Below are 11244 nucleotides of genomic sequence, written 5' to 3' on the forward strand. Positions count from 1 at the left end.
TTCAACAAGGAGAGATATTAACCAACGGTAGGCGGCTTTTCCAGTCTAGAACGAACGCCCTTAGGGAAAAAGACTTTGTAGTAATGGTTGTTGCTTTGTTTACCCACCTGATACAGAATTACCGGAAGCAAAGGGGCACTTGTGTAGCAGTAGTAAAGTGGGAGAATGTTTTCGATGGTGGGGAACAATGGTTGTACGGGTTCATTTTCGGAGGTTTCGAGCGATAGTTCTTCGCTTAGCTTACACAACCCATTGCAAGTAATTTCAGTATTATCTCGGTTTTTACACTGGGCTTTGTACTTTTCGAGTTCGAGGAAATACGAAGAAAGCTTGAGCGCTCCCACAAGAGCGGGTAGCAGAAGCGCAAATTGAATAACGATAGCGAAGGCTTTCTTCATAATCCCTTTTCAATGCAAAGGTATTAAAGGCTTTGCTTTTGGATTATGTGATCGTTGTCATCAAGGGTAAATATCCATTTTTTTTCATGATGATTTGAGGTGTGTAGATACTAGGAAATGTCATAAATAATGAGGAACGAAAGGTTTAAAAAGGAAGAAGTTTTCAAAGAATTCAGATGGTAGAAGACTGTGCGCGTGAGGGATACGGCGGGCGCGCGAAAGCGCGGTGCGAAGGCAGGGCGTAGCCCTGACGCAGCACGGAAGCGAAGCGTACCCCAGAGTAGCCCGACCCAGGCGAAGGCACTTATGGTGCCTTTGCCTGGGGCACGCCCAAATAAAAAAAATTAAAAAAACACCATGTAGTGGCTTTGATGATGGATGTGGCTATGTAGTGTACATTAGCCGCTTGTAATCGCTGTGACGTTTTTTTATGAGAAAATCGATTTTTGTAATTAGTTCTTTGTTAATTATTGGATGGGTACACGCACAGAATCGCAAGCCTTCAAGTTCATCGCAACAGAAAAGTCTGGAAACCAATCGAGAGGTTAGGCAATACGAAGTTTCAATATCGCTCATCGACTACAGAGATGGATTAATACCTGTGGAGGTACGCTTACCTGCTATGCGACTTGATACGGTCATCTACAGCATGCCTGCCATAGTGCCGGGTACATATAAGATTTATGATTTTGGACGCTTTGTGAGTGACTTACAGGCCTATGATGCGCAGGGAATGCCTCTGCAGGTGATTAAATCGTCTGTAAATCAATGGAAAATCTTTCCGGGTAACAAGCTCTCGACCATTCGATACAAGGCTAAGGAGACCTTCAGCGATGAGTCAGGCAAAAGGATTTTTGAGCCTGCAGGTTCTGAATACAAAGATTCGGTTTTTCTGATGAATTTGTACACGAGCATAGGGTTTGTGGAGGGGTACCATCAGTTGCCATATCGCCTTACGGTGAAGAGGCCATCGAATCTCTATGGGGCTACCTCGCTGCCTGTGGTGAACAGAGGCAAAGAGCAGGATGTGTTTGTGGGTAAAAATTACTTTCAGATACACGACAATCCGATCTTGTATGCGGTACCTGATACGGCATCGATGAGGGTGAAAAATGCGACGATAGCAGTAGCTGTGTATAGTCCAAACCATGTGATTAATGCTCGCAAGGCGTTGGATGAAATGAAAGGGATTTTTGAAGCAGCGGCTGAATACTTAGGGGGGGCGCTACCTACGGATCTGTATACAGTGCTGCTGTATCTGGCAGAGCCGGAAAACATCTTCGGAGCAGGTTTTGGGGCGTTGGAGCACGAAACTTCAACGGTGCTGTATATGCCTGAGTTCGATGGAGAGGAATTTTACCAATACATGAATGACATCGTTGCGCATGAATTTCTACACATTGTTACGCCTCTGACCTTGAGAAGTCAGTATGTGCACAACTTTGACTTTAGCCGTCCGAAAATGTCGAAGCACCTATGGCTCTACGAAGGGGTGACGGAGTACACATCGCAACTGATACAGGTGAGGAGCGGGCTAATCGACGTAAGAGACTTTCTGGAAAGAATGCGCGAAAAAATAGTGGCTATGGACAATTTTAATAAGTATGTGCCAATCACGACAAGCTCGAAATATGCACTCGATGTATACGAAGATCAGTATCTGAATGTGTATAACAAGGGGGCAGTGCTGGCTATGTGCCTCGATCTGAAGTTGAGAAGTTTATCAAATGGCGAGTTAGGACTGGGCGAAGTGATTCAAAAACTTCAGACGACCTATGGGAGGGATACCTTCTTTGTAGACGAAGATTTTTTTGACATATTCGCAGCACACTCTTTTAGTGAGATAAAGGAATTTTTTGCTCGCTACTTCGAAGCGGCAGAGGCACTTCCGCTGGAAGAGCTTCTCCAAAAAGCTGGGATTACCTACAAACTCACATATACCAAGCGGTTGCCATCGTTTGGAGGAATTCGACTCAATTACAACGATGAGCGCAAAACAATTTATGTGTCAGATGTCGAAGATCTCGATGAGTTTGGTAAAGCCTTGGGTTTAAAGGAGGGCGATGAAATTATATCTATTCAAGGCTTGCCCTTAACCATCGAGACTTTTGAATCGACAGTAATGAATTACTTTAACAACACCAAAGAGGGTGACCTTGTGACCATTGAGATAAATCGTCCAGGCAAAAAGAATAAATACAAAAAAATGACGCTGAAGGCGAAGGCGATACTGCTCACCATCGAACAAGAGCATTACCTCGAACCTGCAGAGGATGTTACTGAAAAAGAAGTAGAATTTCGTTTAAAATGGTTAAATCAATGAATTGGAAGAGACTTGTAGTTGCTTCAGCGATTTCACTCACTGTTACTGCTTGTAAGTCTGTAAAAACAGACTCAGCAGGAGCTTCAACAAAATCCGCTGCACAGGGTATTCCCGGTTTTGACGTTACGCTGCTGGAACCAAAATATTCGCCTTGTGAAGATTTCTACATGTACACCACAGCTCGGTGGATGGAGCGAAATCCCATACCGGAGAGCGAATCGCGCTGGGGATCGTTTAACATTCTGATCGAGAAGAACAATGAGCGCTTGTATCAGATCTTACAAGAGTATAGCAGACAAAATGCTCCTGCCGAAAAATATTCAGCTCGGCAGTTGTGTGCCGATTTTTACGCTGCTGCTATGGACAGCGCTACCATTGAGTCGAAGGCGCTTAATGAAATAGAGCCCTTGCTGAGTCTGACAAATCAAATAACGAATGTCAAAACGCTTGTGGATTGGTTTACCTACGCCATGCAGGCGGGCATTCGCATTCCATTTTACATGGGGGTGCGCACCGATGCGAAGAATCCGGAGCGCTACATCGTGTACTGGGGGCAATCTGGGCTTTCACTGCCCGATCGCGACAACTATTTGCGCACCGATAGCGTAACCCTCTACCAGCAGCGCGAGTACAAAAAATTTCTTTCCGATTTCTTTGCGCTGCATAGAGTGCGAAAGCCAGAGCAGGCGACTGAGATGTGCGAAGCCGTTTACGCTATTGAAACGGAACTGGCACGCCTACACATGGCCCGTCAAGACATGCGCAAGCCAGAGCTCACGTACAACAAAATGACTGTTTCAGAGGCAAATCAAATGACCTTTTATCTTAAGCCGGGCGAATTTCTCCGCCAATTTGGGGTAACTACTGACTCTGTCGTAATAACGCATGTAAACTATTTAAAAGCTCTCGATTCAGTACTTTTAAAATTTAAACCAGAGCAATGGCGAGCCTATGCCGTTTGGAAAACTTATGAAGCCTATATTGATGCTCTGCCTTATGCTTTTGTAAAGAGACATTTCGATTTCTTCTCAGGGGTACTCTATGGCACGCAAACCATGAAACCGCGCTGGAAGCGCATATTAGCCAAGATGAACGATGGACTTTCAGAGCCTCTCGGCCGTCTTTTTGCCGAACGCTACTTTTCACCTGAAGCTAAGGCCGATGTAGAGTTGATGGTCGAAAATATCCGTGAAGTTTTTCGCCAACGCATCGCTACACGCGACTGGATGACGGAAGAAACCAAGCAAAAAGCGCTGGAAAAGCTCAATGCTTTTACCTACAAAATTGGTTATCCTAACAAATGGAAGTCGTACGAAGGTCTCGAAATTACCTCCACCAGCTACGTGCGGAATTTGCAAAACATCCGTCAGTTTCAGTTTCGAGACAATTTGAGTCGCTTGGGTAAGCCGGTGGACAAGGATGAATGGTTTATGGGGGCACACATAGTCAATGCATATTACAATCCGACTTTTAATGAGATTGTCTTTCCTGCGGGTATTTTGCAGCCTCCTTTTTACGACCCGAAGGCAGATGCCGCCATCAATTACGGAGCTATCGGCGGGGTGATCGGCCATGAGTTTAGCCATGGATTCGACGATCAAGGCCGCAAGTACAACGCCTTCGGCCAGTTGAGCAACTGGTGGAATGCCGTGGATTCAGCACAGTTTGAGTCGCGCGCTCGGCTGTTAGCAGAACACTACAGCATGTATGAGCCATTGCCTGGCTATGCTGTAAATGGCAAAATGACCTTGGGAGAAAATATTGCCGATTTAGGAGGTCTTACGCTAGCCTATTATGCCTATCAGCGCTACAAGGCTACCTATCCTGCAGGCACCTTAGCCGGTTTTACGCCAGAGCAGCGCGTTTTTCTGGGCTGGGCACAGGTGTGGCAAAGCAATGTAACCGATGGCTACCTGCGCATTCAGGTTACTACTGACTATCACAGTCCGGCGCGCTATCGCGTAAATGGCCCCATGAGTATGATGAAGGAATTTAGAGAAGCATGGGGCTGTAAAGAGGGTGATCCAATGGTGAAAGAGGCCGATAAGCGGGTTGTCATTTGGTAATGAAACCATTTGTTTTTCAAGGTAAAGAAATAAAAAGTCCCAATGACATCAGGCATCTTCCCACAGGGGAGCTGCCTGAGCTTTGTAAGGAGCTTAGAGCATATGTGGCGCAAATTCCAACAGATAAAAAAGCGCACTTGGAGAGTTCACTCGGTGTCACCGAACTCACAGTTGCCTTGCACTATTTGCTCGATACACCAAGTGATCGCCTGATCTGGGATGTAGGCCATCAAATGGCTGTGCACAAAGTGCTGACGGGTAGGGGAGCAGCTATGTACCAATCGCTTAGGCGACACGATGGCATATCTGGTTTTCCATCTCCAGCCGAGAGCCCTTATGATCTCTTTTTCACCGGGCATTCCTCTACAAGTATTTCTATGGCTTTAGGACTGTGGTTTGCCGATAAAAATCCCAAAACAGTAGCTGTAATAGGCGATGGGGCGCTTACAGGTGGACAGTCCTTTGAAGCACTCAACATTGCAGGTGAATGGAATGCAGATATTCTGGTGATTTTGAACGACAATGGCCTGTCAATCGACCCTAATGTTGGGGCACTTAGTACCTTTGGAAAATATCAGGACTATTTCGAAGCTTTGAATTTTTCTTATTTGGGTGAAGTCGATGGAAACAACATTCTTGAATTGCTCCCAAAATTAAAAAAAGCCATTCAAGTCAGTGGTCCAAGAGTTCTACGTGTTTTTACGCATATTCAGCGAATTGAAAATTCAGTTAGCACCGCCAATCCCTTACAGCCAATTAGAACATCCCTTCGAAAAGCTGTAGAATACTGTTTGCAAAAGCATTCTGACCTATATGTGCTTAGTCCTGCCATGTTAGCAGGCGCTGGGCTCAAAGAGGTAAGAGAGAAATATCCTGAGCGAGTGCTAGATACAGGCATCACTGAGCAAGCGTGCGTAGGTATAGCGTCTGGCCTAGCTAAAGGCGGTAAAAAGGTGATTGTACACATTTACAGCACGTTTCTTCAAAGGGCTGTTGATCAACTGATTCACGACGTAGCTTTGCAAGGCTTTCCGGTGATGTTTGTGGTAGATCGGGCCGGATTGGTCGGCGAAGATGGACCTACTCATCACGGGGTTTTTGATTTTCAAATACTTTCAACCATTCCTGGAGTAAAAGTGTACTTTCCTGACTCGACTCACTGTCTTGAAAAAGACATTCAAAACTGGGCTAATGCGCCTCATTTAGCAGCCCTTCGTATTCCCCGCGATTCAGCAGTTATAAATTTTGACAACGATATTCCTGATTTACTTTGGAAGGATGCTCCTAACACTTTATTGGCCGTAGGTACACTGTCGCATCAAGCATTTAAGGCATTTAAGCGTTTAGTAGAGAAGGGATTACCCTTAAATTTTGTTTCTGTTCACTCGCTCGATGCATTTGAAAACACTACTTTACTCGACAAATTGGGGGAACAAAAAAGGTTGTTTATTGCAGAAGAAAATTATTTTTCAGGTAGCTTGGCAGAAAAACTCAGTGCTTATATAGCTTTAAAGGCACATGGTGAACGACTACCTAAAATTGTGCTCATCACATTACCTCATTCTTTTATCACACACGGTACACCCGAAGAGTTGTTACATTTGACAGGTCTGTCTTCCGAAGGCATTTTTAATACGATTATACAAAATTTAGAGAATTGAAAATGAAACAAAATCATGTAGTAGAACCTACTAATGCTGTTGAACTGTACAAAGAATTTCACCGAAAATTAAACGAACGCGTTCATCGCTTTTTTCAGGAAAACCAACTTAGCCCAAAAGGCAATTTTCAGCTTTATGCCAAAGCATTTGTGCTAATGACTTCTTACTTGTTGCCATTTTTTATCTTACTGATATTTAATGTTTCTACTTTCTGGTTTTACGCGCTTTGGTTCATCATGGGCCTTGGCATGGCGGGAGTGGGAATGGGAGTAATGCACGATGGCAATCACGGCTCTTTTTCAAAATACGAAACTGTAAATAAGCTTGCCGGATATTCTATGTTTTTATTGGCTGGTAACGTAATCACATGGAAGATTCAGCACAATATGTTGCACCATACCTACACAAATGTGCATGGAAAAGACGAAGATGTAGATACAGGTGGACTGATTCGACTACATCCGGAGCAGGATTGGAAACCCATTCATCGCCTTCAGCCCATTTACGCACCATTTTTATACGGTCTTTTGACACTGAATTGGCTTCTTATTAAAGATTTTGTTCAGCTTCACCGCTATCACCGTGAGGGATTGCTACGTAGAGCAAACACAACTTACACAAAAGAACTTGTCATATTGATAGTATCGAAGCTTATTAATTATTTCATTTTTATCGTGTTGCCATTCTTAATAATTGATAGAGCGTGGTACCACATTTTGCTGGGAATGTTGCTTATGCACTTTACTGCAGGTACTACGCTGAGCTTCATTTTTCAGATGGCACATGTAATGCCCGATGTACAGCAAATACCCGATCTGTCGAAGAAAAATAAAGTTTGGAGTGTGCATCAATTGCAGACTACTGCCAATTTTTCAAGAAACAATCCTTTGATAACTTGGTATTTAGGTGGTCTTAATTACCAGATCGAACACCATTTGTTTCCACACATTAGCCATGTGCACTATCCCAAAATTGCCAACATTGTAAAGCAAACAGCAGAAGAGTTCAATATCAAATACCAGGAGTATGCACGCTTTAGTCAAGCGCTCATCGAGCACTTTAGGTATTTGATCATACTCAGTAAAAAGCCTGCCTAATGATTTTTTCACTGGTGTATGGTGTAGGCATCAGGATATACTACGCGGCTATATGTCTTGCTTCTTTTTGGAATTCAAAAGCAAAAGACTGGATAAAAGGTCGTCAAGATTGGGAGAATAATCTCAGAACAAATCTTCCTAAAGGTCAAATTTTCTGGATCCACGCTTCATCGCTGGGCGAGTATGAAATGGCTCGGCCTATTATAAGGGCTATAAAACAAGAAAAACCAGATACTCAAATAGTATTGAGTTTTTTCTCACCTTCAGGTTATAATCATTTTAAAGACGAAGGTCTTGTCTCTGTAAAGTTTTATTTGCCGCTCGACACTCCTTACAATGCCAAAATCGTATTGGATATTTTAAAGCCAAAAGCTGTTCTTTTTATTAAATATGAATTTTGGCCGAATCTTCTACAATTAATTATCAAACAGGAAATTCCGTTATTTTTCGCGGGAGTAGTATTTCGCTCAGATCAATGGTTTTGGAAAGTTCCGGCTAACCCTGTTCTCAAAATTTTAAAAAGCTGTACCGCTGTGATGGTTCAAAATCAGCAGTCGCTCGAACTGGCACATCGCTACGGACTTTCCTCTCATTTGTTTTTAACCGGTGATACCCGATTCGATCGCGCCAGAGAGATAAGTCTATCGGAGTATTCAAATTCGATGGTCGAAAATTTTAGGAAGAATCATTACACTGTAATTGTCGGAAGCAGTTGGATAGGCGACGAAGAAAGGTATATCCCTTTAATACACAAGTACTTACATTGGCGCTGGATAATTGCTCCACACGATGTTTCGGAATCGAATGTGCAGCGATTGGCTAAAGCTCTTTCTTTACCCACAGTATTTTTTGCTAAAGCCCAGCATTCGGAGATATTTGAAAAAAGAGTTTTACTCATCGACACCATTGGTCATTTGTCGCGATTGTACCGCTATGCCGATATAGCTTTGGTGGGTGGGGCCTTTGGCTCCGGGCTTCACAACATTGTCGAGGCCTTAGCTTACGGAATTCCTGTGCTCTTTGGTCCCAAACACCATAAGTTTTGGGAGGCAGAAGAAGCCATTTCTCACCAACTTGCGCATTCCTACAGTACTTCAACTGATTTAGAGAAATGGCTAATTCATTATGAGAACGCTGAAAACCGTCAACTCACAAAAGGGGAAATTGAACATTGGTTCACAAAATACACAGATGCCACATCTAGAGTAATAAATATCCTAAAGGCAAAAGAGGGTCTTTAGGTCAACGTTTCACGTAGATAATTTTTTCATCTTTCGGCAGTATTCTACCTATTGGTTCCAAAAGAAATTGCGTAGTGCCGTGTTTTTGAAAAGTGTTTAATAATGTATCGACAGCATGTTCAGCCACAGCAAAGAGAAGTCCGCCATTTGTCTGAGGGTCGTTGAGCCAGGCAAATGTTTCAGGCAGAGGACAGTCGATGAACTGAGCATAGCTGTTCCAATTTCTAAAGGTGTTATCAGGCAAGATGAATTCTTGAATGTACTGCACAGCTTCTGCGATTTTGGGTACTTTATCAAAATACACTTCTGCACTCACCTCAGAGGCTTTACACATTTCGATCAAATGTCCATAAAGTCCAAAGCCGGTTACATCAGTTACCGCATGTACGCCATTGATTGCCACCAATTCGGCTCCAATGGTATTTAGTTCCGTTGCCACGCGCAAGAGCGCCTCATATCCATTTTCGTTAAGTTTTCCCCTTTTTAGGGCTGTACTGAGTATGCCCGTGCCAAGAGGTTTTGTGAGGAACAAAACATCGCCAACGACAGCCCCTGTATTTTTTAAAATTTTCTGCGGATGAACAGTACCTGTGACGGAAAGACCAAAAGCTATTTCTTTGATATTGATAGAATGTCCACCAGCTAAGGGGATGCTCGCCTTATCACATACCGATTTTGCGCCTTCTAAAACTTTTGACGCTTGTTCTGCTGGCAATTCTTCCACAGGCCAGCAAAGCAAGGCATTGGCCATCAATGGTTTACCTCCCATCGCATACACATCGCTTAAGGCATTAGCAGCAGCAATTTGTCCGAAAACATAGGGATCATCGACTATAGGTGTAAAAAAATCAACGGTTTGAACGAGAGCCCATTCATCGTTAATCTTTAAAACAGATGCGTCGTCTGATGCTTCATTACCTACCAAAAGATTCGGAAAAGATTGTACATCCGAACGCACATCTTTTAAAATCTCTTCAAGCTTTGCCGGATGAATTTTACAACCACAGCCCGATCCGCTGCTGAAATGAGTTAATCGTTTTTCCATAGTTTCGTGCTCAATTGAAGTAGGTTAGAGATGCTTTCTTCAACATTGTTCCAGTCAAAAGGAACAAACAGTACAGGAGAGTTTCGCTGTTCGAGGTCATATTGATAGGTTTTGTCGTAGTAAGGTAGAACTTCGTCCAGCCATTTGTTTAAGTCCTTTTCATATAAGGAGTTGAGTGCTGAATTCATGCGTTCATTTCCAAGGCGTTTTTGTAGTTTACGAGTTGCTTCAGCTAAAGCCTCAGGGTCATATTTTCCGTATTCTTCTAAAATTCGCTGTTTTCGGATTGAATCAGGGACTTCTAGTACCACAGTTGGCGCTTTTAAAAGCCGATTAAAAAGCGCATCTGGAATTTTAAGTCTTCCGATCTTTCTGCTCTCATTTTCTACCCAAATGGGTCTAAAGTTTTGATAACGAAATAGTTGGATTGCTATAAGATTTTCAAAGTGCTCATTTGTCGGTTGAGGCGGCATATCGATATGGCCGAAAGCACTTCCACGATGAGAGGCTAAATGCTCTAAATCAAGAACATGCTCTCCTCTTGTTTTTAAAATGTGCAAAATTTCGGTTTTGCCTGCTCCAGTCATTCCGCCCAGAACGATAAAAGGTTGTGGAACTTCGAAGTATTTCAATGCCCAATTACGAAAGGCTTTGTAGCCGCCTTTAAGTAAATATACTTCATAATCAGCCAGATGCATCATCCAGGCAAGAATGTTTGATCGCATCCCTCCACGCCAGCAATAGATGAGCAACTTTTTCCCTTCACCAGCTTTTTGTTGTATTGCCTTGAATTTTTCAAAAAAGAGCGGACCTACCAATTTAAAACCAAGTTCTACTGCAGCTTCACGGCCCTCCTGTTTGTATGTCCTTCCAACGGCTGCTCTATGTACGTCGTTAAGAAGAGGTATGTTGTGGCTTCCCGGTATATGTCCGGCAGCATATTCTGCTTCACTCCTTGCATCGATTGTTGGGAATCCCTTTGCATTTAATTCAAGAAAGTCATTGATTTCTACTTCGCGTATCATCTTTTAAACATTTGGATCCCAAAACGCTTTGCTGTTTTTTAATATGCAAATATGTACTGTGTTGGAAGTAAATTGTAAGAGTACCATATTAGGAATAGAGATGAACCTGCTTATTAGTCTCATTAATGCTGAATTATTGGGAAATTTTTGTTGGGCCGCGCATAGATAACAATAGGTGATATCATATGCATTTATAAGATGCTGATATTCAATCAACAAAAACTTTCTCAAAAAATTTCTCAGGGATGCTTGTACAGAAGGGATAGGAGTATTTACCTTTGCAGCCCGTTTTTTCAGGACGGGGTAGATCTTTGAGAGATTGGGTTGAGGGGGCAAATTCCTAACGAAGTGCAAAAACGCAAAGTGGGTGTTGCATGGAACAAAGTTA

8 protein-coding genes are annotated in these 11244 nt (G+C 43.0%); 5 read left to right on the forward strand and 3 right to left on the reverse strand.

All coding sequences use genetic code 11. The features are described from left to right. Positions 1–17: 17 nt before the first annotated feature. On the reverse strand, positions 18–398 hold the full coding sequence (locus tag EIP89_RS10370; protein WP_124398615.1) for a hypothetical protein: 381 nt from the start codon (positions 396–398) through the stop codon (positions 18–20). 430 nt (positions 399–828) lie between these two features. Between EIP89_RS10370 and EIP89_RS10375 the strand changes: the two genes are divergently transcribed. The 5 genes from EIP89_RS10375 to EIP89_RS10395 are packed head-to-tail and all read left to right on the forward strand — an operon-like array spanning position 829 to position 8786. Then, positions 829–2721, forward strand: a complete 1893-nt coding sequence (locus EIP89_RS10375; RefSeq protein WP_124398616.1) for a M61 family metallopeptidase — start codon at positions 829–831, stop codon at positions 2719–2721. Beyond that, a complete protein-coding gene (locus EIP89_RS10380; RefSeq protein WP_160160586.1) occupies positions 2718–4787 on the forward strand; it encodes a M13 family metallopeptidase in 2070 nt (689 codons plus the stop codon). The genes EIP89_RS10375 and EIP89_RS10380 overlap by 4 nt, the downstream gene beginning before the upstream one ends. Continuing rightward, positions 4787–6448 (forward strand): 1-deoxy-D-xylulose-5-phosphate synthase N-terminal domain-containing protein, encoded by a 1662-nt coding sequence (locus EIP89_RS10385; protein ID WP_124398618.1) that lies wholly within the window; start codon positions 4787–4789, stop codon positions 6446–6448. The genes EIP89_RS10380 and EIP89_RS10385 overlap by 1 nt, the downstream gene beginning before the upstream one ends. A 2-nt stretch (positions 6449–6450) precedes the next feature. Beyond that, positions 6451–7545, forward strand: coding sequence for a fatty acid desaturase family protein (locus EIP89_RS10390; protein WP_124398619.1), 1095 nt, complete (start codon positions 6451–6453; stop codon positions 7543–7545). Then, positions 7545–8786, forward strand: coding sequence for a 3-deoxy-D-manno-octulosonic acid transferase (locus EIP89_RS10395; protein ID WP_124398620.1), 1242 nt, complete (start codon positions 7545–7547; stop codon positions 8784–8786). The genes EIP89_RS10390 and EIP89_RS10395 overlap by 1 nt, the downstream gene beginning before the upstream one ends. 1 nt (position 8787) lies before the next feature. Here EIP89_RS10395 and selD read toward each other — a convergent pair whose 3' ends face one another. Both selD and mnmH read right to left on the reverse strand, forming a co-directional pair. Further along, positions 8788–9831 carry a selenide, water dikinase SelD gene (gene selD / locus EIP89_RS10400; RefSeq protein ID WP_124398621.1) on the reverse strand — a complete coding sequence of 348 codons (1044 nt, stop codon included), beginning with the start codon at positions 9829–9831 and terminating at the stop codon, positions 8788–8790. Beyond that, positions 9816–10856 (reverse strand): tRNA 2-selenouridine(34) synthase MnmH, encoded by a 1041-nt coding sequence (mnmH, locus tag EIP89_RS10405; RefSeq protein WP_124398622.1) that lies wholly within the window; start codon positions 10854–10856, stop codon positions 9816–9818. Before mnmH ends, selD begins: the two co-directional genes overlap by 16 nt. Between the last annotated feature and the right edge of the window lie 388 nt (positions 10857–11244).

It is taken from the genome of Thermaurantimonas aggregans (genome assembly GCF_003851885.1).
Taxonomy (GTDB): domain Bacteria; phylum Bacteroidota; class Bacteroidia; order Flavobacteriales; family Schleiferiaceae; genus Thermaurantimonas; species Thermaurantimonas aggregans.